This is a genomic window from Mesorhizobium sp. M0663 (assembly GCF_040320585.1).
GTDB lineage: Bacteria > Pseudomonadota > Alphaproteobacteria > Rhizobiales > Rhizobiaceae > Mesorhizobium.
The window spans coordinates 108,231-132,846 of record NZ_JAMYPX010000010.1 but is presented as its reverse complement, the minus strand read 5'-3'; the positions used below and the strand labels follow the sequence as shown (position 1 = coordinate 132,846).

Annotated in this window: 20 protein-coding genes; 14 read left to right on the top strand and 6 right to left on the bottom strand. The window is 62.7% G+C overall.

Annotation, left to right across the window (positions count from 1 at the left end):
• Positions 1 to 1,398: a threonine synthase gene (gene thrC / locus NKI54_RS19155; RefSeq protein WP_352692184.1), complete on the bottom strand. Its 1,398-nt coding sequence runs from the start codon at positions 1,396 to 1,398 to the stop codon at positions 1 to 3.
• A 128-nt stretch (positions 1,399 to 1,526) separates the two neighbouring features.
• Here thrC and NKI54_RS19150 point away from each other — a divergent pair, with 128 nt between their 5' ends.
• A complete protein-coding gene (locus NKI54_RS19150; RefSeq protein ID WP_023674152.1) occupies positions 1,527 to 2,225 on the top strand; it encodes a hypothetical protein in 699 nt (232 codons plus the stop codon).
• A 38-nt stretch (positions 2,226 to 2,263) separates the two neighbouring features.
• Here the strand turns inward: NKI54_RS19150 and NKI54_RS19145 are convergent, their stop codons facing one another.
• Entirely contained in the window at positions 2,264 to 2,950 is a 687-nt protein-coding gene (locus NKI54_RS19145; RefSeq protein ID WP_352692183.1) for an HAD family hydrolase, read from the bottom strand.
• Between the two features lie 180 nt (positions 2,951 to 3,130).
• Between NKI54_RS19145 and NKI54_RS19140 the strand changes: the two genes are divergently transcribed.
• Positions 3,131 to 4,264, top strand: coding sequence for a site-specific DNA-methyltransferase (locus NKI54_RS19140; RefSeq protein ID WP_023674154.1), 1,134 nt, complete (start codon positions 3,131 to 3,133; stop codon positions 4,262 to 4,264).
• Positions 4,265 to 4,329: 65 nt separating this feature from the next.
• On the opposite strand, the gene NKI54_RS19135 is transcribed toward NKI54_RS19140, so the two are convergent.
• Both NKI54_RS19135 and mutY read right to left on the bottom strand, forming a co-directional pair.
• Positions 4,330 to 4,941 (bottom strand): HAD family hydrolase, encoded by a 612-nt coding sequence (locus NKI54_RS19135; protein WP_023674155.1) that lies wholly within the window; start codon positions 4,939 to 4,941, stop codon positions 4,330 to 4,332.
• A gap of 11 nt (positions 4,942 to 4,952) precedes the next feature.
• Entirely contained in the window at positions 4,953 to 6,065 is a 1,113-nt protein-coding gene (mutY, locus tag NKI54_RS19130) for an A/G-specific adenine glycosylase (protein ID WP_023674156.1), read from the bottom strand.
• Between the two features lie 49 nt (positions 6,066 to 6,114).
• Here mutY and NKI54_RS19125 point away from each other — a divergent pair, with 49 nt between their 5' ends.
• The 8 genes from NKI54_RS19125 to nadE all read left to right on the top strand — a co-directional run bounded on the left by NKI54_RS19125 (position 6,115) and on the right by nadE (position 17,107).
• The gene (locus tag NKI54_RS19125; RefSeq protein WP_023674157.1) at positions 6,115 to 6,615 is read left to right on the top strand and encodes a DUF721 domain-containing protein; all 501 of its coding nucleotides are present in this window, start codon (positions 6,115 to 6,117) and stop codon (positions 6,613 to 6,615) included.
• 129 nt (positions 6,616 to 6,744) lie between these two features.
• A complete protein-coding gene (locus NKI54_RS19120; RefSeq protein ID WP_352571386.1) occupies positions 6,745 to 7,470 on the top strand; it encodes a DsbA family protein in 726 nt (241 codons plus the stop codon).
• 117 nt (positions 7,471 to 7,587) lie between these two features.
• The gene (gene smc / locus NKI54_RS19115; protein ID WP_352692182.1) at positions 7,588 to 11,046 is read left to right on the top strand and encodes a chromosome segregation protein SMC; all 3,459 of its coding nucleotides are present in this window, start codon (positions 7,588 to 7,590) and stop codon (positions 11,044 to 11,046) included.
• Positions 11,047 to 11,155: 109 nt separating this feature from the next.
• On the top strand, positions 11,156 to 12,127 hold the full coding sequence (locus tag NKI54_RS19110; RefSeq protein ID WP_352692181.1) for an NAD-dependent epimerase/dehydratase family protein: 972 nt from the start codon (positions 11,156 to 11,158) through the stop codon (positions 12,125 to 12,127).
• A gap of 185 nt (positions 12,128 to 12,312) precedes the next feature.
• Positions 12,313 to 14,250: an asparagine synthase (glutamine-hydrolyzing) gene (gene asnB / locus NKI54_RS19105; protein ID WP_352692180.1), complete on the top strand. Its 1,938-nt coding sequence runs from the start codon at positions 12,313 to 12,315 to the stop codon at positions 14,248 to 14,250.
• Positions 14,251 to 14,269: 19 nt separating this feature from the next.
• Positions 14,270 to 14,533, top strand: coding sequence for an acyl carrier protein (locus tag NKI54_RS19100; RefSeq protein WP_352692202.1), 264 nt, complete (start codon positions 14,270 to 14,272; stop codon positions 14,531 to 14,533).
• A 22-nt stretch (positions 14,534 to 14,555) separates the two neighbouring features.
• On the top strand, positions 14,556 to 16,103 hold the full coding sequence (locus NKI54_RS19095; RefSeq protein ID WP_352692179.1) for a class I adenylate-forming enzyme family protein: 1,548 nt from the start codon (positions 14,556 to 14,558) through the stop codon (positions 16,101 to 16,103).
• Positions 16,100 to 17,107, top strand: a complete 1,008-nt coding sequence (nadE, locus tag NKI54_RS19090) for an NAD(+) synthase (RefSeq protein WP_352692178.1) — start codon at positions 16,100 to 16,102, stop codon at positions 17,105 to 17,107. The genes NKI54_RS19095 and nadE overlap by 4 nt, the downstream gene beginning before the upstream one ends.
• Before the next feature lie 274 nt (positions 17,108 to 17,381).
• On the opposite strand, the gene NKI54_RS19085 is transcribed toward nadE, so the two are convergent.
• Positions 17,382 to 19,139 (bottom strand): adenylate/guanylate cyclase domain-containing protein, encoded by a 1,758-nt coding sequence (locus tag NKI54_RS19085; RefSeq protein WP_352692177.1) that lies wholly within the window; start codon positions 19,137 to 19,139, stop codon positions 17,382 to 17,384.
• 303 nt (positions 19,140 to 19,442) lie between these two features.
• The gene (locus NKI54_RS19080) at positions 19,443 to 20,558 is read right to left on the bottom strand and encodes a hypothetical protein (protein ID WP_352692176.1); all 1,116 of its coding nucleotides are present in this window, start codon (positions 20,556 to 20,558) and stop codon (positions 19,443 to 19,445) included.
• A gap of 522 nt (positions 20,559 to 21,080) precedes the next feature.
• On the opposite strand from NKI54_RS19080, the gene NKI54_RS19075 reads away from it, so the two are divergent.
• From NKI54_RS19075 to NKI54_RS19060, 4 genes are read left to right on the top strand one after another with little or no spacing between them, the layout of a single operon-like run.
• On the top strand, positions 21,081 to 22,208 hold the full coding sequence (locus tag NKI54_RS19075) for a transporter substrate-binding protein (RefSeq protein ID WP_352692175.1): 1,128 nt from the start codon (positions 21,081 to 21,083) through the stop codon (positions 22,206 to 22,208).
• Positions 22,205 to 22,807 (top strand): ANTAR domain-containing response regulator, encoded by a 603-nt coding sequence (locus NKI54_RS19070; RefSeq protein ID WP_352455770.1) that lies wholly within the window; start codon positions 22,205 to 22,207, stop codon positions 22,805 to 22,807. The genes NKI54_RS19075 and NKI54_RS19070 overlap by 4 nt, the downstream gene beginning before the upstream one ends.
• 19 nt (positions 22,808 to 22,826) lie before the next feature.
• Entirely contained in the window at positions 22,827 to 23,693 is an 867-nt protein-coding gene (locus tag NKI54_RS19065; RefSeq protein WP_352692201.1) for an ABC transporter permease, read from the top strand.
• The gene (locus NKI54_RS19060; protein WP_352592449.1) at positions 23,690 to 24,610 is read left to right on the top strand and encodes an ABC transporter permease; all 921 of its coding nucleotides are present in this window, start codon (positions 23,690 to 23,692) and stop codon (positions 24,608 to 24,610) included. Before NKI54_RS19065 ends, NKI54_RS19060 begins: the two co-directional genes overlap by 4 nt.
• Positions 24,611 to 24,616: the final 6 nt, after the last annotated feature.

The following is a 24,616-nucleotide window of genomic DNA, read 5'->3' as shown; positions in this document are numbered from 1 at the left end:
CTAACGCGCCGCCCGCGTGTGGCGGCCGAGATAATCTTCCACCATTTTCAGGTCGGATGGAAGTACCGTGTATTTTTCCTGGGCGCTCATCAACCCGCCTAGCCATGCAGGCAGGGCAGGCGACACGCCGCTGGCGGCTTCGACTGCGGCGGGAAACTTTGCCGGGTGCGCAGTGCCCAGCACCACCATCGGCACCTCACCCGCAGCCTTGCCGGCGGCCACATGCACGGCCGCGGCCGTATGCGGGTCGAGCAGATAGCCGCTCGCCGCAAGTGTGGTGCGGATGGTGGCGGCGACCTCGTCCATGGTGGCGCGGCCGGCGTCGAATTCGGAGCGGATCTTGGCGATTTCGCCGGCCTCGATGGTGAAGGCGCCGGACTGCTTGAGCCCGTTCATGTAGCGCCGTACGGTCGAGGCATCGCGGCCGGACGCTTCGAACAGCAAGCGTTCGAAGTTCGAAGACACCTGGATGTCCATCGAGGGCGACGTGGTCGAAAAGACCCCCTTCATGCGGTATTCGCCGGTCGCCAGCGTGCGTGCCAGAATATCGTTGTCGTTGGTGGCGATGATCAGCCGTTCGATCGGCAGCCCCATCTTCTTGGCGGCATAGCCGGCGAAGATGTCGCCGAAATTGCCGGTCGGCACGGTGAAGGAAACCGGCCTGTCGGGCGCGCCGAGCGACAGCGCGGAGGAGAAATAATAGACGATCTGGGCCATGATGCGGGCCCAGTTGATCGAGTTGACGCCGGACAGCGATACCCGGTCGCGAAAACCGTGGTCGTTGAACATGTCCTTTACCAGGCCCTGGCAGTCGTCGAAATTGCCTTCGATCGCCAACGCATGGACGTTTGCGGCGGTCGAGGTCGTCATCTGCCTCTGCTGTACCGGCGAGACGCGCCCGTGCGGGAAAAGCACGAAGATGTCGGTGCGGTTGCGCCCGGCAAAGGCATCGATGGCGGCCCCTCCGGTGTCGCCGGAGGTGGCACCGACAATGGTGGCGCGCTGGTCGCGCTCGGCCAGCACATGGTCCATCAGCCGCGCAAGAAGCTGCATCGCCACGTCCTTGAACGCGAGCGTCGGGCCGTGGAACAGCTCGAGCACGAAGCTGTTCGGCCTGGTCTGCACCAGCGGGCAGACGGCCTCATGGCGGAAGGTCGCATAGGCTTCGCGCACCAGCCGTTCGAACACCGGCGCCGCGATCTCGCCGCCGAGGAACGGCGACAGCACACGGATGGCAAGATCGGGATAGGCAAGGCCGCGCATGGCGCGGATCTCGGCTGCGGAAAAATGCGGCCAGGCGCTCGGCAGGTAGAGCCCGCCGTCGCGCGCCAGTCCGGCCAGCACCGCGTCGGAAAATCCAAGCGCGGGCGCTTCCCCGCGGGTACTCACATATTGCATCGTCACGTTTCCATTGCTGCCGGGAATTTTCGCCCGCCGCGAGGTGGTGGATTTCTGCGCAGGCTCAGTCGCATTTTTGCCGCGCGGTTGATATACGTCACCGGCTTTGCGAGAGGGAAGTGCAGTTCATGGCGTTTCATTCATTCAACGGTCGTTTTGTCGCGGGTCTGGCGCTCGCCGGCTTTATGCTTGCCGCCGCAGGTTGCCAATCGAGCGACAATGGAATTCTCGGCTTCGGCAAAAAGGATACGACACCGCCACCGCCACCCGATCCCAAGGTGCTTTCCAGCCAGCTGCAGGCCTATTGCCCGAAAGTGACGTTGCGTGACGGCACTGCCTTCTTCAATACCTACGCCAAGAGCGGTCCGAAGCCGAAGAAAAAAACCGATGTTGCCGCCGAGGAAGCCGCCCAGCCGGCAGCGGACGCGGCTGGCGCCGATCAGCCGGACGATTCCGCCAAGATCATCTATCAGGCTTCGATCACCGATGTGACCCGCGACTGCAGCCGCGCCAACGGCTCCTTGTCGATGAAGATAGCCGTCGCCGGCAAGGTCGTGCCTGGCCCGATGTTCACCCCCGGCACCATCACCATGCCGATCCGCATCGCGGTGATGCACGGCACCGAAGTTCTCTATTCGCAGCTTCACTCCTATCAGGTCCAGGTTACCGATCCTTCGAGTGCCACGCAGTTCGTCTTCACCGATTCCAACGTCGTCGTTCCGGAGCCGACGGCGAAGGACTACCAGGCATATGCCGGGTATGACGAGGGCGCTCCGAAAGTAGCGACAGACAAGCCGAGGAAGAAGAAAGCCGCCGCGACCAACTGAGCCGCTGCATTCGCGCCACGGCGGTTGGAGGCGGCCTCTCAGGCGTCCGCCGACCATTCCGACAGCGCGGCGATCACGCTTTTCAGTTCCGCCCAGCGGCGGATGACCGTTTCCGCGCCGGCCTCGGTCAGCGCATCGGCGTGGCCGGGATAGCTGTGCGCCGCGCCGGTGAAGCCGATGACGCGCATTCCCGCCGTCTTGGCGCCGGTGACGCCATGCACCGAATCCTCGATGACAAAGGTGTTCGCAGGATCGGCCTTGAGCTTTTCCGCGGCGAACCGAAACACGTCCGGCGCCGGCTTGGATTTCCCGGTCGGGGTTTCCAGCGAGGAAAAGATACGGCCGGCAAAGAACGGCAAAAGCTGCACCTTCTCCAGCATGAATTCGATTCGCTCCGAACGCGAATTCGAACAGACGCAGCGCGGCACTGCTACCGCGGCGACAGCCTCGTGCGCCCCGTCGATGGCACGCACGTCGCTGCGCAGCCGACGATCGACCAGCTGTTCCTCCTTGTCGATCAGCGAGGCCTGGAACGGGATCCGGGACTTTTCCTCGACCCGCATCATGATGTCCTTGAAAGTCAACCCGGCAACCTCGGAAATCTCCTCGGCCGATATCTCGTAGCCGGCCGAGGTCAACAGCTCGGCATCGATCCGCGCGGCGATGATTTCGGAATCGACGAGCACGCCGTCGCAATCGAAGATGACAAGGTCTGGCTGGGGCATGGTGATCCGGAAAGCGGGATGAGGGGAATGCCGAGGGCCCTTTGGTCCAAACGGCTCAGGCGGCGCGGCATACACCAACAGGCCGGGCTTCGCAAATTCGGCGGGCTGCTTCACTGAATATTTACGCTGATCGGTAACCATAACGGACAGTAAACAGTAACGCGTGCCTTGGGTGTCACAATGTCTGCCGTGCGTCTTCTCGACGAGCTTTCCGATGCTCCCCAGCAATCCGAGTGGCTGGATACGATCCTGAAGGGCGACTGCGTCGCCGCGCTCGAACGGCTGCCGGAAAAGTCGATCGACGTGATCTTCGCCGATCCGCCCTATAATTTGCAGCTCGATGGCGATCTGCACCGGCCCGACCAATCCAAGGTCGATGCCGTCGACGACCATTGGGACCAGTTCGACAGTTTTGAGGCCTACGACGCCTTCACCCGCGCCTGGCTGCTGGCGGCGCGCCGTGTGTTGAAGCCCAACGGCACGATCTGGGTTATCGGCTCCTACCACAATATTTTCAGGGTCGGGGCAAAGATGCAGGACCTGGGCTTCTGGATCCTCAACGACGTCGTCTGGCGCAAGACCAATCCAATGCCCAATTTCCGTGGCCGCCGTTTCCAGAACGCGCATGAGACGATGATCTGGGCATCGCGCGACCAGAAGGGCAAGGGCTACACTTTCAACTACGAGGCGCTGAAGGCATCGAACGACGACGTCCAGATGCGCTCGGACTGGCTGTTTCCGATCTGCACCGGCGGCGAGCGCCTGAAGAACGACAATGGTGACAAATTGCATCCGACGCAGAAGCCGGAAGCGTTGCTTGCCCGCGTCATGACGGCATCGACCAGGCCGGGCGACATCGTGCTCGACCCGTTCTTCGGTTCAGGAACCACCGGGGCTGTGGCCAAGCGGCTTGGCCGCCACTTCGTCGGCATCGAGCGCGAACAAACCTATATCGATGCCGCCATGGAACGTATCGATGCGGTCCGGCCGCTGGAAGGCGCCAATTTGACGGTACTGACCGGCAAGCGCGCTGAGCCGCGCGTCGCCTTCGTCACGCTTCTCGACAATGGCCTGGTGGCGCCAGGCGCCACGCTTTACGACGCCAAGAAGCGCTGGGCGGCAAAAGTGCGCGCCGACGGCACGCTGGCGATCGGCGACAGTGCCGGGTCGATCCACAAGATCGGCGCCGAGGTGCAGGGGCTGGACGCCTGCAACGGATGGACCTTCTGGCATTATGAGCGCAGCGGCGGCCTGACCCCGATCGACGAGCTTCGCCGCATTGCTCGGCTAGGCATGGAGCGGGCGGGCGCCTGACGGCTTCCGAGTTGCGACAGATCGGTTAATGCGAAGGCTCAACCAACTCCTGGAACCGATTCAAATCACACTTTGATCCCAAGGCGCTCAAGGTCCGCCCTGAGCGTCTTTGCATCGGTGAACAGCACCGACTGCCAGCCCGCCGCCTTGGCGCCGTCGACGTTCTTCTGGCTGTCGTCGATGAACAGCGTCGCTGACGGTTCGAGGCTGAACGCGGCGACGTGGTGGTCATAGATGGCGCGATCCGGCTTGATCTGGCGGATGTCGCCGGAAACGGTGACGCCGCGCGGCCGATTGAGGAAATCGAAGCGCTCGCGGGCCTCGGCGAGCGTATCCGCAGCGAAATTGGTGAGCATCGTCACGTCATGGCCGCTGTCGATCAGGCCGATCATGATGGCGACGCTGTCCTCATAGGCGTGAGGCACCATCTCGTGCCAGTGCCGGCGGAAATTGCGGATATTTTCGGCGTGCTCGGGATATTGCGCGATCGCCAGCGCTTCGGCCTCTTCCCAACTGCGGCCGCGATCCTGCTCGATGTTCCAATCATGCGTGCAGACATTGTCGAAGAACCATTTCCGTTCGTCGGGATCGGGGATCAAGCGACTGAAGGGCAGGTCCGGATCATAGTGGATCAGCACTTTGCCGATGTCGAAAACGATGTGGCGGATTTCAGTCATTCTTCTCTCTTTCAACGCGGCCGCTGCTTTTTCGTCGCGCCCGGCATCGCCGCTTCGATTACCTTTTTCATGACGCTCGGCAGCGCTTCCCCGGAAATTTCATGGGCCAGCGACCAGAAATGCCCGACCGGGGCGGCAACGTCGGTCTCCGCCTTGAACACGTCGAGTTCAAGCGCAAAATGGGTAAAGATATGGCCGATGCGTCCGGCCTGCTGCCAGTTGCCGGGGAGCGGGGCCGCCGCTTCCGTGGTGGCGCCGTCTATGCGCGCCGTCCAGCCGGTCGTCGGCACCTCAGTCATGCCGCCGAGCAGGCCTTTGTCCGCGCGCTTGCGCAGAAGGATGGCGCCGTCGCACCTGACGGCAACGAAGGCGGCACCGCGGCGTAAGGGTCTTTCGGCCTTGGGCAGGCGGACCGGAAAGCGTTCGGGGTCGCCCGAGATCGTGGCGCTGCAGTCCACGCGAACGGGGCACAGAATGCAGCGGGGCCGGCGCGGCGTGCAGATCGTCGCGCCCAGGTCCATCATCGCCTGCGCGAAGTCGCCGGGCCTTGTCAGGGGAACCATGCGTTCGACCTGGCCGCGTATCTCGCCCTTGGCTTCGCCCAGCGGCGTGGCGATCGAAAACAGCCGTGAGACGACCCGTTCGACATTGCCGTCGACGACCGCGGCTGGTCGGTCGAAGGCGATCGCTGCGATCGCCGCCGCCGTATAGGCGCCGATGCCGGGCAGTTCCTTCAAGCCGGACTCGCTGTCCGGAAAGCGGCCGCCTTGCCGCGCGACGAGATCGGCACAGGCTTTGAGGTTACGGGCGCGGGAATAATAGCCGAGCCCGGCCCAGGCCTTCATGACGTCTTGGGTCGGTGCCGCCGCCAGCGCCTGGACCGTTGGCCATTTCTGCATGAACGCCTGAAAATAGGATTTTACCGCCTCGACCGTGGTTTGCTGCAGCATCACCTCGGAAAGCCAGACCAGATAGGGATCGGGCCGCGCCCCGCCCGCCAGCGCGCGCGGCGAAACGCGCCAGGGCAGGTCGCGGTGATGCGCGTCGTACCAGGCAAGCAGCCGGGAGGCGATCTCGACATTGTCTCCGGATACGGCCTTGCGGGTCTGGTCGTGCAGTGCCATTGATCGAGGGTCGGCCCTAATCCATTGGTGCTGAAGCTGGAGAACGCACATGGCAGGGAAAAGGCCCTTCGGCAATCCCGTTCCGGTGAGCGATCTCGCAACCGAGATCCTCGACCCGGTGCTGCGCAAGCGGGCCGGTATGTCGATCGGACTGGTCCAGTCATGGGAAGAAATTGCCGGGCCGCGGCTTGCCGGCCGCTCGCGCCCGGAAAAGATCCAGTGGCCGCGCCGCATGCATGAGGACGATCCTTTCGAACCGGCGGTGCTGGTGATTGCCTGCGAGGGTGTAGCGGCACTGCATCTGCAGCACGAGACCGGCGAGATCATCAACCGGGTCAATGCCTTCCTCGGTTTCAATGCGATCGGCCGGATCAGGATCGTGCAGAAGCCGGTAATGGCGGGCAAGGACAAGCCGAAACCCAGTTTGCGGCCGCTGACTGCGGCCGAGAAAGCGAAGCTGTCGGGCACCGTTGGTTTGATCGAGGACGGCGGGCTGCGCGCCTCGCTGGAGCGGCTTGGCGCCACCATTCTCGGTCAAAAGAAACCGTGATCTCGCGCTATCGTGATGGTATGCCCGGATTTGGCGATTGGAATAGGGGCGGTAATGCCTTAATTCGCGCCAACTCTCGCTTTTTGTAGACTTTGCATTGCAAAATCCAACTATTGCCAGGTGATTCGTATGATCCGTTCCTTGTCCCGCAGAAACCTTTTGACTTCGCTGGCCGCAATACCAGCGGTGGCGCTGCTTGCCGCCTGCAGCGACTCGGGCGAGAAAGCCGAGGCGCAGGATGTGAAGCCTGCGGCTCCGGAACCTGCGAAGCCGGCCGCTCCGGCCGCCGCGGCGGCGCCGGAGGCTCAGGGCACGGTCGATATGGCGGCACTGCTGAAGCCCGGCGCATTGCCCGACATGCAGCTCGGCAAGCACGATGCAAAGGTCACTATCGTCGAATATGCATCGATGACCTGCCCGCATTGCGCGCATTTCGCCGAGACCACTTTTCCGGAGCTGAAGACGAAATATATCGACACCGGCAAGGCCCGTTACATACTGCGCGAGTTTCCGTTCGATCCCAGCGCCGAGGCCGGTTTCATGCTGGCGCGCTGCTCCAAGGACAACTATTTCCCGATGGTCGACGTACTGTTCAGGCAGCAGGCGAACTGGGTTGGTGTGAACAATACCAAGGACGCACTGCTGCAAATCGCCAAGCTTGCCGGTTTTACACAGGAGTCCTTCGAGGCCTGCTTGACGGACCAGAAACTTCTGGACGATGTGAGATCTGTCCAGAAGCGCGGCGCCGACGAATTCAAGGTCGATTCCACACCGACCTTTTTCATCAACGGAAAGACCTACAAAGGGGCGATGTCGATTGCGGAAATGTCGGCCATCATCGACCCTCTGCTCTGACGTTTCGGCAGCGCCGAAGCGGCGTAGCTTCGGCGTGCGCACTTCTTTGTCTTGCCGCGGGTTCTCCTTGCAAAACCGCGGCACAGTTTTGCGAAACTTGGCTATGGGCCGGCGCGAATGAAGTTCTCGCGCCTTCGCCTCCTCGGCTTCAAATCCTTCGTCGAACCCGGCGAGTTCGTCATCGAACGCGGTCTGACCGGCATCGTCGGGCCGAACGGCTGCGGCAAGTCGAACCTGGTCGAGGCGCTGCGCTGGGTCATGGGCGAAAGCTCCTACAAGAACATGCGTGCGTCCGGCATGGACGACGTCATCTTTTCCGGCTCGGGAACGCGTCCGGCCCGCAACACCGCCGAAGTCACGCTGTTCCTCGACAATAGCGACCGCACCGCGCCGTCCGCCTTCAACGACGCCGACGAATTGCAGGTCTCGCGCCGCATCGAGCGCGAGGCCGGCTCGCTCTACCGCATCAACGGCAAGGAGGCTCGCGCCAAGGACGTTCAGCTGCTGTTCGCTGACCAGTCGACCGGCGCCCGCTCGCCCTCGATGGTCGGCCAGGGCCGCATCGGCGAGCTGATCCAGGCAAAGCCGCAGGCGCGCCGCGCGCTGCTGGAGGAGGCGGCCGGCATTTCCGGCTTGCACACACGGCGCCACGAAGCCGAGCTGCGGCTGAAGGCGGCGGAACAGAACCTCGAAAGGCTGGACGACGTCGTCGGCGAGCTGGAGGGTCAGATCGAAAGCCTGAAACGCCAGGCCCGCCAGGCCTCGCGCTTCAAGAACCTGTCGGCCGACATCCGCAAGGCCGAAGCGACGCTGCTGCATCTGCGCTGGACGCTGGCCAAGACGCAGGAAGGCGAAGCGCGTTCGGCGCTGGCGATTGCCACCGCGCTGGTCGGCGACCGTGCCGCCGCCCAGATGGCTGCCGCCAGGGAACAAGGCATCAACGCCCACCGGCTGCCGGACCTGCGCGATGCGGAAGCCGCTGCCGCCGCCGCCTTCCAGCGTCTATCGATCGCCAAGGCGCAGATCGAGGAAGAGGCAGGCCGCATCCGCGCCCGCCAGGCTGAGCTCGACCGCCGACTGCAACAGCTCGATGGCGACCTTGCCCGCGAGGAGCGCATGGTCCGCGACAATGCGGATATCCTCGAACGCCTCGCCGCCGAAGAAGCCGCGCTCAACGCCGAAAACGCCGGCGCCGCCGAGCGCGAGGCCAGCACCCGCGCGGCTTTCGAGCAGGCGGCATCGACGCTTGCCTCGAGCGAGGCCAGGCTCGCCGCGCTGACCGCCGAACGGGCGGAGGCTGCCGCCTCGCGCAACCAGATCGAACGGACGCTGCGCGACACCGCTGAGCGCCGCGACCGCTTTGCCCGCCAGCTTGCCGATGTCGACCGCGAACTGTCGGAGATCGTCTCCAGAGTCGCCGGCCTGCCCGATCCCGCCGGGAAGCGGCTGCTGGTCGATCAGGCGCTGGCGCTGCTCGAAGAGGCTGAGGCAGCCGCCATTGCCGCCGAACAGGCGGTCGCCGAGGCGCGTGCAGGCGAAAGTGCTGGCCGCCCACCGGTTCAGGACGCAAAGGCCGAGCTGGCGCGGATCGAAACCGAGGCCCGCACGCTGGCCAAGATCCTCAACGCCGCCAGCGGCGATCTATTTCCCTCGGTGCTGGAGCAGATCAGCGTCGAGCGCGGCTACGAGACGGCGCTGGGTGCCGCGCTTGGCGAAGATCTCGACGTGCCGCTCGACCGCAGTGCGCCGGTACATTGGGGCCAGAGCGAAATCCAGCCTGCCGACGCCGCATTGCCCGAAGGCATAAGGAGCCTCGCCAGCGTTGTGCGTGCGCCGGCACAGCTGGCCCGCAGGCTGGCCCAGATCGGCATTGTCGAAGCCGCCGACGGAAGACGGCTGCAGACGCTGCTTGCTCCCGGTCAACGGCTAGTCAGCCGCGAAGGCGCGCTCTGGCGTTGGGACGGCTTCACCGCCAGCGCCGATGCCCCGACCGCCGCCGCGCAGCGGCTGGCGCAGAAAAACCGGCTGGCCGAGCTCGATGCCGAAGCAGTCCATGCCACGCGCACCCTGCGCGAAGCTGAACAAGCCCTTGCCCAGGCCGAACAGGCGCTTGCCCAGGCGAGCGAGGCCGAACGCAACGCCCGACAGGCCGGGCGCGACGCCCAGCACGGGCTCGACGCTGCCCGCAATACGCTGGCCGAGGCCGAAAAAGCCGGCGGCGAGCTGTCGAGCCGGCGTGCAGCACTTGACGAGGCGCGCGCACGCATTGTCGACAGCCATGAGGAAACGGCGGCGGCATTCGTCGAGGCGGAAATGCTGCTGCAGGACGCGCCCGATCTCGGCGACCTGCAGTTGCAGCTCGAGCAGTCGGCGGCCAACGTCGCCCGCGACCGCGCCGCCCTTGCCGATGCGCGTGCCGTTCACGAGGGCCTGAGGCGGGAAGCCGAGGCACGTGCGCGTCGGCTCGATGCCATCTGCGCGGAACGGCGCAACTGGGTGGAGCGCGCCGAAAACGCCTCGACACAGATCGCGGCGCTCGGCGAACGCAAGGCAGAGGCCGAGGCCGAGCGCGAGCAACTGGCCGACGCCCCCGACGAGATCGACGCCAAGCGGCGCGCCCTGCTGTCGCAACTCGCCGAGGCCGAAAGCCTGCGCAAGGCAGCGGGCGACCGCTTGCAGGAAGCGGAGAACCGGCAGTCCGAGCTGGACAAGGCTGCGACTGCTGCCATCCAGTCGCTGGCCGAGGCGCGCGAATCCCGCGTTCGCGCCGAAGAGCGGCTGACCGCCGCCGACGAGCGTCGGCTGGAAGTCGAGGCGCGCATCCAGGAAACGCTGAACACGCCGCCGCATCTGGTGATCCGCCACACCGGCCTCGAACCCGACAGCCCGATGCCCGAAATGGCCGAGATCGAGCGTCAGCTCGACCGGCTGAAGGTCGAACGCGAACGGCTCGGTGCCGTCAATCTGCGCGCCGAGGAAGAGCAGAAGGAATTGTCGGACCGGCTGGAGGCCATCGTTTCAGAGCGCGACGACATCATCGAGGCGATCCGCAAGCTGCGGCAGGCGATCCACAGCCTGAACCGTGAAGGCCGCGAGCGGCTGCTCGCTGCCTTCGAGGTGGTCAACGGCCATTTTCAACGGCTGTTTTCGCACCTGTTCGGCGGCGGCACCGCCGAGCTGCAACTGATCGAGTCCGACGATCCGCTCGAAGCGGGGCTCGAGATCCTGGCGCGACCGCCCGGCAAGAAGCCGCAGACGATGACGCTGCTGTCCGGCGGCGAGCAGGCGTTGACGGCGATGTCGCTGATCTTCGCCGTGTTCCTGACCAACCCGGCGCCGATCTGCGTGCTCGACGAAGTCGACGCGCCGCTCGATGACCACAATGTCGAGCGTTTCTGCAATCTGATGGACGAAATGGCCGCAACCACCGAAACGCGCTTCGTCATCATCACACACAACCCGATCACCATGGCGCGCATGGACCGGCTGTTTGGGGTGACCATGGCCGAGCAAGGCGTCAGCCAACTGGTGTCGGTAGACCTGCAGGCGGCCGAAGCCATGCGCGAGGCAAGCTGACGCATCAGCTTAATGGTGGTCTCCACCTCGGCTTTCGACTATAGCACGAGAAAATGGGCCGGATCTGCCGCTCCAGATACCGGCCCGGCTATGCGCGTGGAGAAGCTTGTTGCCTATACTTGTCACCGGAGCCGCGGGGTTCATTGGCAGCCACGTTTGCCACCATCTGCTCGACCGGGGAGAAGCGGTCGTCGGCGTCGACAACATGAACGATTATTACGACCTGGCGCTCAAAAAGGGGCGGCTTGCCCGCCTTCTGCCCCACAAGGATTTTTCATTCCACCAGATCGATATTGCCGAACAGGGCACGCTTGCAGCCGCTTTGGCCGGGCAAGGCATCGTTAGGATCGTGCACCTTGCAGCGCAGGCAGGCGTGCGCCACTCACTCGACAATCCGCGGCTCTATATCCGCTCCAATGTCATGGGCCACCTCGAAGTGCTCGAATTCTGTCGCGCCGAACCGGCATTCGAGCATCTGGTCTATGCCTCGTCGAGCTCGGTGTATGGCGGCAACCGCAGCGTGCCGTTCAGCGAAGCCGATCAGGTCGACAAGCCCGTTTCGCTTTACGCTGCCACCAAGAAAACCGATGAGTTGATGAGCCACACCTACGCCCATCTGTTCGGCATACCGCAGACCGGCCTGCGGTTTTTCACGGTCTACGGTCCCTGGGGCCGTCCCGACATGGCCTATTGGATGTTCACCCAGGCGATGCTCGAGGGCAAGCCGATCCGGGTCTTCAACAATGGCGAAATGTGGCGCGATTTCACCTACATAGACGATGTTGTGAAGGCGGTTGTCGCCGTGCTCGACAAGTCGCCGGCGGCTGACGTTCCGCCGAACAGGCTCTACAATGTCGGCAACAACCGGCCGGTGCGCCTGGGCGACTTCATCGACATTCTGGAAAGGCTGCTCGAGGTCAAGGCAATCCGCCACAACGAGCCGATGCAGTCGAGCGACGTCGAGAAGACTTACGCCGACATGACCGCGCTGGAGCGGGATTTCGGCTTCAGGCCTAGCGTTTCGATAAAGGACGGGCTGAAGAAGTTTGTTGACTGGTACCGGCCGTACTCGAAGCAGTGATTTGCATCGCTCGCCGTGACGCCTTCAAGCGTGACACCTGGAGTGGGGCGCAAGTCGGTCCGCAAAAGCATCGTTTTGTCCTAACATCCTGTTAACCACATGCTTGCTGAAAAGTATCCGATTAACCTTTGAGGCGCTTATGACCGCTATGTTTCGTGGCTTGCTGTTCAGTATGAGCTGTGTGGATGTGCGGATTCGGGGGCTATTTCGGTTCAGTCCGGGATGCGGAAGCTTTGCTTGCGCGCATGACGTCTGCGATCGCCCATCGCGGGCCGGATGAACAAGGGAAATTCGTAGCGCCCGAGGCTGGGCTTGGGCATGCGCGGCTGTCGGTGATTGGAATTGGTGATGGCCAGCAGCCGATGTCCGACGAAACCGGCAATTTGACGATTGCGTTCAACGGCGAGATCTTCAACTACGTGGAATTGCGCGAAGGGCTGCTGGCCAAGGGCCGACGCTTCCGCACATCGAGCGATACCGAAGTTCTCCTGCAGCTGTATGACGAGATGGGCGAAGACTGCCTGTCGCTCCTGAACGGTGATTTCGCCTTCGCGATTTGGGATAACCGGCGGCGGCGGATGGTGCTTGCAAGAGACCGCATGGGTGTTCGGCCGCTGTTCTACACCAGCAAGGACGGGGTGCTCTACTTTGCGTCGGAGATAAAGGCCCTGCTGAAGGTACCCGGCGTCTCGGCCGAAATCGATCCGATTGCACTCGACCAGATCTTTACGCTGTGGGCGCCGATCGCTCCACGCACGGCTTTCCGCAACATCCACGAGCTGGAGCCGGCAAGCGTGATGATCGCGACACAGGGGCAAGTCACGGTCAAACCATATTGGCACCTAGACTACCCGTATCCGGATACGCCATCGAAGATCACCAATGAGGACGACGCGGCCGAGGAACTGCAGGCCCTGTTGACCGACGCGGTGAGGCTTCGCATGCGCGCCGACGTGCCGGTCGGTTCTTACCTTTCGGGCGGGCTCGATTCATCCCTCGTTTCGGCACTCGCGGCCGGCATGACTCCTCTTAAGCTGCAGACATTTTCCGTGACGTTCGACAGCGCCGAGCATGACGAAAGCGCCTTCCAGACCGAAATGGCGTCGGCAATTAGCACGCAGCATCGAACCATCGCCTGCCGTGCCGGCGATATCGCCGGTGTGTTTCCCGAAGTCATCCGCTTTACCGAGCGGCCGATCATCCGCACCGCCCCGGCCCCCCTCTATCAATTGTCTGGCCTCGTTCGCCAGGCCGGTTTGAAAGTGGTGCTGACAGGCGAAGGCGCCGACGAGGTGTTTGCCGGTTATGATGTCTTCAAGGAAGCGCGGGTTCGCCGTTTCTGCGCGCGACAGCCGGCATCGCGCATAAGGCCACAACTGTTCCGCAAGCTTTATCCCTATCTGCCGGGCCTGCAACAGCAGTCCGTGGAGTACCTGGCTGCGTTCTTCGGAACCGGCAGCTCTGCCCTGGACGATCCGCTGTTCTCGCATCGGCCGCGTTTCAAGACCACATCAGCGGCGAAGATGTTCTTTTCCGGTGACCTGCGCGCGACATTGAAGGGGTATGACGCAGCCGAGGACCTGGCCAGCCGGTTGCCTGAGGCATTTTCCCGGTGGCATCCGCTGCATCAGGCGCAATATCTCGAAACCCGCTTTCTCCTGCCGGGCTACATCCTCTCCAGCCAGGGCGATCGCATGGCCATGGCGCACGGTATCGAAGGGCGTTTCCCCTTCCTTGACCATCGCTTGGTAGAGTTTGCGGCCAGACTTCCGCCGGAGATGAAGCTGAAGGGACTGGTGGAAAAACACATATTGCGCAAAGCTGCCAAGCACCTGCTTCCGACGGCCATCCGCGAGCGCACCAAACAGCCTTACCGGGCACCGGAAGCCCGCTCCTTCGTTGGAGCGGGAGAACTGGACTACGTACGCGATTCACTGAGCGAGGCGAGCATCGCCGCCGGAGGACTATTCAACGCCAAGGCGGTGGCGAACCTGCACGAGAAATGCCGCTTGCAGCCAGCTTCCGGATTCCGCGACAATGCGGCTTTCGTCGGCATTTTGTCGACGCAACTGTGGCAGAAGATTTTCACCGGCGAAAAGGTCGGTGCAGCACGAGCGGCCTGAGAAATCGAGGGAATGAAAAATCATGATAGCAATCAAGGACAAGGTCAAAACCTTTATCGTCGACAACTTCCTGTTCGGGGACACGTCCTACGAGCTTGCAGACTCCGCATCACTGATCGAGAACGGCATCATCGACTCGACGGCCGTGTTGGAGCTCGTGGCATTCATAGAGGATGATTTCGGCATAGCGATGGTCGATGCCGACATCGTACCGGCCAATCTGGATTCGATTGACCGCATCTCAGCCTTCATCAAGGCAAAGGCAGAAGCGCTGGCAGCGTAGGCGCCATCGGCGAGGAGCGTCCGTGCGGATCGAACATTTTCTGACGGCGAAGGCCGCTGCCCATCCAGCCAAAACGGCATTGATCACCGAGCACAAAAGGCTGTGCTATGAAGAGCTGGACGATCTTTCGAGCCGTCTGGCCGCCGCCCTTTTCATGAATGGCGTCAGTCGCGACGACCGGGTCCTGATCTTCATGGACAATTGCTGGGAGGCTGCGGTTTCGATTTTCGCAGTTCTTAAAGCAGGCGCGACTTTCAGTCCGATCAATGCATCCACCAAGGCCGAAAAGCTGGCCTACATCATCGCCGATTGCGACGCAGCTGCGATCCTCACGCAAGCAAAACTGATGCCCGTGGTCGCCGATGCGTGCGGATCGTCCGGCAAGACCGGCATCTTCGTGGCCTCCACCGTTGGTGCCGATAACCAATGCCCGGCAGGGGCCACATCCCTGGCGGATTGCTTGACGCTCCAAGCCAGGGAGATTGACCACCGCGGCGTTGACGTCGATCTTGCGATGTTGATCTACACCTCGGGCTCGACCGGCCGGCCCAAGGGCGTGATGATGACGCACCGCAATTGCGACGCGGCGGCGGGCTCCATCATCACTTATCTGCGCAACTCCCCAGACGACATCATCTTGAATGTTCTGCCCCTCGCTTTCGACTACGGCCTCTATCAATTGCTGATGACCGTCAGGCTCGGCGCCACGCTCGTGCTCGAGAAGTCCTTCGCTTTTCCCCAGGCGGTCTTTGAACGCATCCGCCAGGAAGGCGTCACCGGGCTTCCGCTCGTGCCCACGATGGCAGCGATGATCCTGCAGATGAGGGACCTGGCGCCGGGCTTCCTGCCCAGCCTTCGCTATATTTCCAACACGGCGGCTGCCTTGCCGCCGCCTCACATAGAACGCCTTCGGTTCCTTTTCCCCGGTGTCAGGCTCTATTCGATGTATGGCCTGACGGAATGCAAGCGCTGCACCTATCTGCCGCCCGAGGAGCTCGACCGCCGGCCGGGCTCGGTCGGAATAGCCATTCCGAACACCGAAGCCTTTGTCGTCAACGACGAGGGGCAACGGGTGCCGCCGGGCGTAGCAGGTGAGCTGGTCATTCGCGGGCCGCACGTCATGCAGGGTTATTGGCGAAACGAAGCTGCGACGGCACGAGCCTTGCGCCCGGGTCCGAACCCTTGGGAGAAGGTTCTCTACACCGGCGATCTGTTCAGGGCCGATGAGGAAGGCTTTCTTTATTTCGTCGGCCGCAAGGACGACATCATAAAGTCGCGGGGAGAGAAGGTGGCGCCCAAGGAAGTGGAAGCCGTGCTTCATGCTCATCCGGGCATCGCGGAAGCGGTGGTTGTCGGTGTGCCGGATCCCGTGCTCGGGCATGCGATCGGCGCAGTTATCGTACGGTCCGACCCAGCGCTTAGCGAAAAGGATATCATACGCCACTGTGCACGCCACCTTGAGGACTTCATGGTCCCCAAGGTCATCGAGTTCCGCCGCGAGCTGCCGAAGACCGATACCGGCAAGGTCAGCCGTCGGCTTGCGGCAGAAACCATGGAGGCCGCGCAATGAATGTTCGCCCGACCGAGGATGCGCGGACCTTTCTGGCGCAGGCTCTGGCAATCGACCTGATCACCGAAACGGACCGTATCGTAACGGCCTTGCGCCAGCAGTTGCGCGGGCTTCGCAAGCGGGGCCTTGTGCTCGGTCTTTCGGGTGGGATCGATTCGAGCGTGTCGGTCGCGTTGGCGGCACGAGCCGTCGGCCCCAAGAATGTGCTTTGCCTGTTCATGCCGGAAAGCGATTCCGATCCTGAAAGCCTGCGGCTCGGCCGTCTCGTCGCCGAAACTTTTGGTATCGAGGCTGTGACGGAGGATATCGGGCCGGCCTTGCGCGCGATGGGCTGCTACCAGCGCCGCGACGCCTTCATCCGCGAATTGGTCCCGGGATACGGCGAAGGCTGGGCCTCGAAGATCGTGATCGCGAACGCGCTCGAGGGCCAAGGCTATAATATCTCGTCGCTGGTGGTGCAGGATCCCGAAGGCAAGCAGACGAAACTGAGAATGCCGCTGCCTGTCTATCTCGGCGTCGTCGCCGCTACCAATATGAAGCAGCGCACCCGCAAGCAGATCGAATACTATCATGCCGATCGCTTGAACTTCGCCGTCCTTGGAACGCCGAACCGGCTGGAATACGATCAGGGTTTCTTCGTGAAGAACGGTGACGGCGCCGCGGACGTCAAGCCGATTGCCCACCTCTATAAAACGCAGGTCTATGCGCTGGCGGCTCATCTCGGTGTTCCGGAAGAAATCCGGAACCGGCCGCCGACCACCGATACCTACTCGCTGGCGCAGACCCAGGAGGAGTTCTACTTCTCGCTTCCCTATGACCGTATGGATCTTTGCCTTTACGGTCTCAACAACGGCATGGCGGCCGAAGTGGTGGGGCAGGCGGCGGGGTTGGCCGCTACACAAGTGGAACGCGTCTGGGCCGATGTCATCGCCAAACGCAAGGCGACACGTTATCTGCACATGCGTCCGCAACTCGTCGAGGAAGTCGAAGAACTCGGTACCTGACCTGCTTCGAGACCGCCACGTCCCAAAAAGCGCCTTAGGGTCAAAACTCAATCAGCAGGCTGCCGCCAATGGCCGAGATGGGCGGGAAGTTGCCGTTCGTCTCATCTGCCAGACGAGCACGTTGCGCCGGAGCGGAAGCTTAGCAGGGGTCACGCCAGCGCCCAGTTAGCGCTACGAAGCAGACCTTCAGCCTGTGCCGGAAGCGGGGCCCGGCTTACCAAGTGGCATATCCAGGAAGCGGGTCCCCCTCCTCAGCTAGGCACCGTTTTCGGCTCTACGCTATACCTGCGCGACGAGCCCCTTCCTTAATCGCAGCGAGGGCCAGAGGATTGGTGACGGGATAGGTTCGGATGAAGTTCTCGACGGTGAACCTTGGAAACTCGACGGCAATCCGCCTGGCGATCGACTGCGCCTGCGCCGGCTCTTCGAGCAGCGCGTGACACAGGGCACGGAACATCAGAGTGACGGGAATATCCGGCGGACTTTGGCGCAGCGACGACAGACTGTCGGCATAGCGACCGGCGACGAACCGCGCCCGGGCGAGCTGCGCGGAGTACCAACTCGGAGCCTGCGGATTGAGGCGAAGCGCCCGTTCGGCAAGAGCACAGCCTTCTTCCGGATTTCCACACACGAGAGCTCGGCTTGAGGCAAGCATCGACAGCACATCGGCGTCATTGGGTGCCAGGGCCAGCGCCCGGTCGTATTCCTCTGCGGCCCCGCTGATATCGCCGTCAATGGCGCGGAGAGCGCCCATGTAAAGGCGCGTCATCGGATCGGCAGGGTCGAGCGCCAGAGCCTTTTCCACGCATTCTCGCCAGCGCTCGACCGAAGCGGCTGAATCTGGCGTGAAGGCATTGAAGGCATCGACCGCATGTGCCAATCCCAACGTCATCCAGGCCCGCGCGAAGCCGGGGTCGAGTTCCACGGCGCGGGACAGCATGCGCATGGCTTCTGCCCTCGCATCGGTCGTGAATCTGTCGTGCAGTTCCACCCCGAGTAGATAGCAGTCGTAAGCACCCAGGCTCGAGGGAGGCTTCCGCCGAGCCACCTCGCGCCCGAGATTGGCGAGCTTGCCGAAAGTGCCTGCCAGGGCATTGATGACGTTCTGTGTGATGCTGTCCTGCATGAGAAAAAAATCATCGGTCGACTCGTCGAACCGCGCCGACCAGAGGTTGGCTCCGGTCCGGGTGTCGACCAGCTGCACCGCGACGCGGACACGCCGCCCGATCGCCTGGAGGGTACCTTCCAGCAGGTAATCGGCGTTCAGTTCCCGTCCAACCGAGCGTGTGTCGCTCGCCCGTCCCCGATAGGACTGCATGGTCTGGCGCGAAATGACCGCAAGGTCGGGATAGCGCGCTAGGTCGCCGATCATGTCGGCCGACAGGCCGTCTGCCAGCCGCGTCCAGCCGTCGTCGGCGCTCAGGTTTTCGAACGGCAAAACCGCAATTACCGGCGGCTTACTGTCGTCGCCGGAAGAAAGGCCTGGTTTGGCACCGACGATCTTGCCCGCAGTAGCGGGGTCGATCAAGACACGGTACACGCGAACCGGTTCGGCGATACTTTTCATTTTCTGCACGCCGAGTGAGGCAAAGCCGATCGGCACCTTTCCCCTCACATGGTCGCAGGCGGTGGCGGAAATCGCGATTCCTCCAGGTTCCGCCAGCCCTTGCAGCCGATCGGCGATGTTCACCGCATCGCCGTGGATGTCGTCACCCTCAACGATAACATCGCCCAGATTGATGCCGATGCGGAAATCAAGCCGCCGTTCTGGCTGCGTGAGAACGTTCACCTCCGCCTTCTGTTGCTGGATTTCGACGGCGCAGCGTAGGGCGTCGACCACACTGTGGAACTCCACCAGCATCCCATCTCCCATGGTTTTCACCAGTCGACCATGGTGCGCAGCGATCCTTGGCTCGAATACTTCGTTCAGGTCGGTTCGGAAAAGCGCACGCGTACCCTCGTCGTCGATCTGGCTCAAGCGGCCATAGCCGACGACATCGGCAATCAGGACGGCTGCGAGATGACGTTCCATCCCCCAATCCTTCGCGGATTGTTACCCGCTTTCCAAGCTTACAGCAGGTCGCAGGTTGATGCCATTGCCGCCGCCCCTGAAAGACAGCTTTTCGGGTCTGTGTACCTTGCTGCATGAGAGCCCGAATGTCGGACAAGGGTCAGATCGCGTCATGCGACGCTCCCAACTGGATGACGGCAAAGGGTCGAACTCGGTCGTTCAGAGTGATTGGGTTTTGACCCAAGCATTTTGCAGCCAAGTGGAAACGCGCCTAAAATAAATAGATAGAGCGGGATGCTCGGTTCAACTTGAAAGCATCCCGCCTCAGCTGAAGCGGCTACCGATCAGCCGGCTCCACTGCTCGCCCGCAAGCCCATTCAGGAAGACTTGCGAGTTCTTCATGGCGCCCAACAGCTCTGGATCACGTGAATGTACCACCGTTGAGGCAACGGTCAGGAAAGCAATGCGTCGTCCAAGCATCGCCTCCAGAAGTGCAGGTTGAATACGTCCGCGCAGGCCGCTGACGCCGCGCGCGGCGGCGTGATCGATCAGGCAGTCAATCACCGGGCCCGCCTGGCCGGGGAGGGCGAAGATCTGCAGCACGCGACCAATTTCATACTTTCGTGCGTAATAGGCGAAAGCGCCGACATTGGTGCCGACTGGCGATGTCACGCAAACGTACACAAGCTCGCCCAGATCCGGCTTTTGTGCGGCATCGGTCAGGATGTGGTCGAGTTGGTCTCCCGTCCATTCCGGGCGCAGGCCGAATTGAGCGGTAAACGGTTCGATGAGCTTGGCAAATGCGTGGCTGTCGATTTCGGATGTACGAAATGCTCCGTGGCCTGCCCCGTCCACCGCCACACCCGACCAACGTCGTTCGCTGGACGTCATCCTTCTGCAGTAAAATCGGTCGACTGTACGCGCCAGCGGACTGAGCATTCGCGCAAGCGCCATGCGATTGGCGGAAAGGCTGAGCATGAAGGCCGCGGGGCGCATCACGCGGACCCAGTCAAGGCTGTATTGCGGCAGGACCACGCCGCGCAGCCGGGTCCACAATTTCACGGAAATATCGTTGGCCGTCTCGCTGAAGGAGATGTCCTGCGGACCATCCAGGTAAGCTTTCAGCAAGCGGGCGCCGGCCAGCGGGTCGTGCTCATGGTCCTCGACCATGAGCGAGCTACAGATGGCCGCGCGTAGTTGTCGGCCGTTGAACGTCATCGGCAGGACGTGGACGCCGACAAATCCGGAGACGCGACCGGCGTCGTTGACATGGACAAGCGACCGGAGGTTGTCTGCGCAACCGGGCGCATCCAGATAAAACCGTTTCATGTATTCCACGAGAGAGGCCGGCGCTTCGGTCCTCTCCTTCAACAGCACGCGCTGAAACATGTTCGCAACTGCCGGGAGGTCGGCGCCTTGCAAGGCGCGAATGACGCTCAAGCCCGGCTCCCGCCACCAAAGTCCCATCCACCGAGCTTCCGGGCCAAGGCGACGCGAGGCACGAGAACATCGGGCGCGCGTTCCAACTCGACGCCCATGAAGCCGTGCAACCTCGGCCAGTTGCGATCGCCCCGGTGACCGAACGGAGTGCTGAATTGCTGCGGCAAGGTGGAACCCTTTGCTTGACCGACGAAAAACCGGCGTCATTGCTGCTAGCAGATTCAGGTAAACCGATATTAAAGTCGTTGCTTTGAATGGTAGCGAACCGGGTTTGTCCGGCCCCATACCTGGACATCAGCAATTTTGGTTCCTGGCGGACTCTACACGACCAGCGGCATGAGTTGCGTGCTCCGCGCCGAACCGTTTCGGCTGGCCAAAGTTTCGCGTGGCGGCTCTTGACTGGGAGCGCGGGCGTAATACGGTGAGGACAAATACCGGCTCTGACCGCCGGGCGGCAAGAATGCCTCGTATGCTCTCGCCTGGCGGCGGTGGCTGCGGGGCATTGTCATTTTGAGGCATTGCTTGAAACGGCATATCGAGATCGGCATTCTCTATTCGCGGTCCGGCAACTACCGGCTGGTGTCCGAATCCTGCCGTGCGGGTGCGATGAACGCCATCGCCGACGTCAACGCCGATCCCGCTATCCCATTCGAATTCATCCCGATCGAGCGCGACCCGCAGGGCAACATCGATCGCTATGCAAGCGGCTGCGCGGACATCCTCGCCAACAGCGGCGCGCGTCACATCGTTGGCTGCGTCACCTCGTGGAGCCGCAAGGAGGTCATTCCAATCCTGGAGAGGGCAGGCAGCACGCTGTGGTACGCCTGCCCGTACGAGGGCTTCGAAGCCAACGAGCATGTCGTCTACACACACGCCTGCCCCAATCAGCATCTCGTACCGCTGCTTGCCTATGTCGTGCCTCGTTTCGGCGCCGACGGCTTCCTGCTCGGTTCCAACTACATCTGGGGTTGGGAGACCAACCGCGTGGCGCGCGACCTGATTGCGGACGCTGGCGGCAAGGTGCTGGGCGAACGTTATCTGCCGCTCGGCGAGGTCGATGTTGCGCGGCTGATCGCGGAGATACAGGCGACGAGACCTGATTTCATTCTGAACAATCTCATCGGCCCTTCTTCTTATGCCTTCATCGCTGCCTATGCGGAGCTTGGCCGGCGCGACCCGCATTTCAGGCCGGAGCGTTGCCCGATCCTGTCCTGCAATCTCACGGAATGCGAATTGCCGGCACTCAACGGGGCAGGCGATGGCCACCTTTCCGTTGGGCCCTATTTTCACGACATCTCGGGGGCGGATCGCGGTGCGGCTCCAGTGCCGTCCGTCATGCCGGCCTCATCCTTCGAGGCGGCGGCTTATGCCTCGGTGCGCATGCTCGCCGAGATCCTCACCCGCAACCCCGGTGCACAATGGACGGACCTTCCCAAGTTCTTTACCGAAACATCATTTCGAACGCCACTGGGCGACATCGCCATCGACCCGCAAACCCAGCATGCTACCTTGCCGGTGCTAATCGGACGTATCGATGGAACATCGTTCAAAACGGTCACGCTGACGAAGGGCGTGGCACCCGATCCCTACCTTTCCCGCTATGACCGGACGGAGACGTTCGGGCGGCCACGCCTGCGGGTGGTGTCGTGAGCAAGATGGCGCGTATCCCGAACCTTGGAGGCGCCAGGGCTTTTGTCCTGCATCGTCCACATCCGACCGTGCAGGCGATCACAAGGCAATTGTCGGCCATCGGCCTTGAGGCGATTGGCTTCTGGCCGGAACTGCCGGCCGAAGCCTTGGCGGCGGACTTCGTCTTCTTCGACGTCGATCTCGGCTTTGACGAGCAATTTCCGTGGAAGCCGGGCGAGGCACCGATGCCGCTGATAGCACTGATCGGCTCCGAGGCGCCGGGGCGCGTCGAATGGGCATTGTCGCACAAGGCCGATGCGCAGTTGCTGAAACCGGTCGGCAATGCCGGCGTCTATAGCGCGCTTTTGATCGCAAGGCAGAGTTTCGAGGCGCGCAAGCTTCTGGCCAGCGAGATTGCCTCGCTTCGTCAGCGGGTCGCGGAGCGCCAGACCATCGTACGCGCGGTGGAGGTCTTGTCGAAGGGCGCCGAGGACGGCCGTGCCTATGCGCAGCTCCGCTCGCTGGCGATGAGCTGGCAAATCAGTGTCGAGGAAGCCGCGCGCAGGATCGTGGCGATGACACAAGAAGAAGGCGACGATGACCAATCCGATCGCGCCTGAGCTTTCGGCCGCCGGGCGTATGCCAGCCAAGCCTCGCGCCGGCGTCTGGCGACGTCTGCTAAAACGGCCTCTCGCTTTGCTCGGCCTCGGGATTATTGCCGTTGTCTTGGCCGGCGCCATTCTTGCACCGTGGCTGACAGGCTACGATCCAAACGAGCAGATGTTCGACGGGCTCACGCTTGAAGGCGCGCCACTGCCGCCGGGGGCCCAATTCTGGCTGGGCACCGACCTGCTTGGCCGCGACCTGCTGACCCGTCTCCTTTTCGGCGCGCGCACGTCGCTGATCATCGGCATCGTCGCCAATGGCGTGGCGCTTCTGATCGGCACGTTGGTCGGCATCACGGCCGGCTATTTCCGCGGCTGGATCGGCAGCGCGCTTATGCGTTTCACCGATTTGATGATGGCCTTCCCGGCGCTGCTGCTCGCCATCTGCCTGGCGGCGGTGCTCCAGCCGAGCCTATGGATCGTCGCCATGGTGATCGCATTGGTGAACTGGGTGCAGACCGCCCGCGTCATCTACACCGAGACAAGTTCGCTCTCCGAGCGCGAGTTCATCGATGCCGAGCGCACCATCGGCGCAAGCGCCCCGCGCATCCTGTTTCGTCATATCCTGCCGCACCTTTTGCCGACGATCATCGTCTGGGGCACGCTCGGCATCTCGACGACGGTGCTTCTTGAAGCGACGCTCAGCTATCTCGGCATCGGCGTGCAACCGCCGACTGCTTCCTGGGGCAACATCATCTTCGAAAACCAAACCTATTTTCAGGCAGCGCCCTGGCTGATTTTCTTTCCGGGTGCGGCGATCCTGGCGCTGGCGCTAGCCTTTAACCTGGTCGGCGATGCGCTGCGCGACATCCTCGATCCGACGCAAAGGGGGCGGGCATGATCGCCTATCTCGGCCGCCGCGTTGTCCAGTCCGTGCTCATCTTGCTCGGCGTCTCCCTGATCACCTTTGCGTTGCTCTATCTGCTGCCCGCCGATCCCGTCCGCCAGATCGCCGGCCGCAGCGCCACGCCCGAGACGGTCGAAAACATCCGCCGGCAGCTCGGCCTCGATCAGCCCTTCGTCGTCCAGTATTGGCACTATCTGATCAGTCTGCTCAGCGGCGATCTGGGGCGCTCCTACATCCAGCGCTCGGAGGTCACGGAGCTTATCGTCTCGCGGCTGCCGGCAAGCCTGCTGCTGATGCTCGGCGCAATTGCCTGCGAAGTCGTGATCGGGCTGACGATGGGCCTCATCGCCGCCGTCAAGCGTGGCACCGCCACCGACCAGTCGCTGATGGTCGCCTCCTTCGTCGGCGTCTCGGCGCCGCAATTCGTCGTCGGCCTGCTGCTGCTTTATGTGTTCGCGGTGCGGCTCGGCTGGTTCCCGATCGGCGGTTACGGCACCTGGCGTCATCTGGTGCTGCCATCGCTGACCATGGGAATTCTCGGTGCCGGCTGGTACGCCCGCATGATGCGCTCGTCGATGATCGACGTGCTGCGCCAGGATTACGTGCGTACCGCGCGTGCCAAGGGTCTTACACGCAGCGCCATTATCTTCCGGCACGCGCTGCCCAACGCCATCCTGCCGGTCATCGCCATGATCGGCATCGACATCGGCATCTTCATGGGCGGCATCGTGGTTGTCGAAAGCGTGTTCGGCTGGCCAGGCATCGGCCAGCTAGCCTGGCAGGCCATTCAGCGCATCGATATTCCGATCATCATGGGGGTCACCCTGGTTTCGGCCTTTGCCATCGTGCTCGGCAATCTCCTGGCCGACACTGTCGCACCGTTCATCGATCCACGCATCAAGCTCAGATGAAAACCA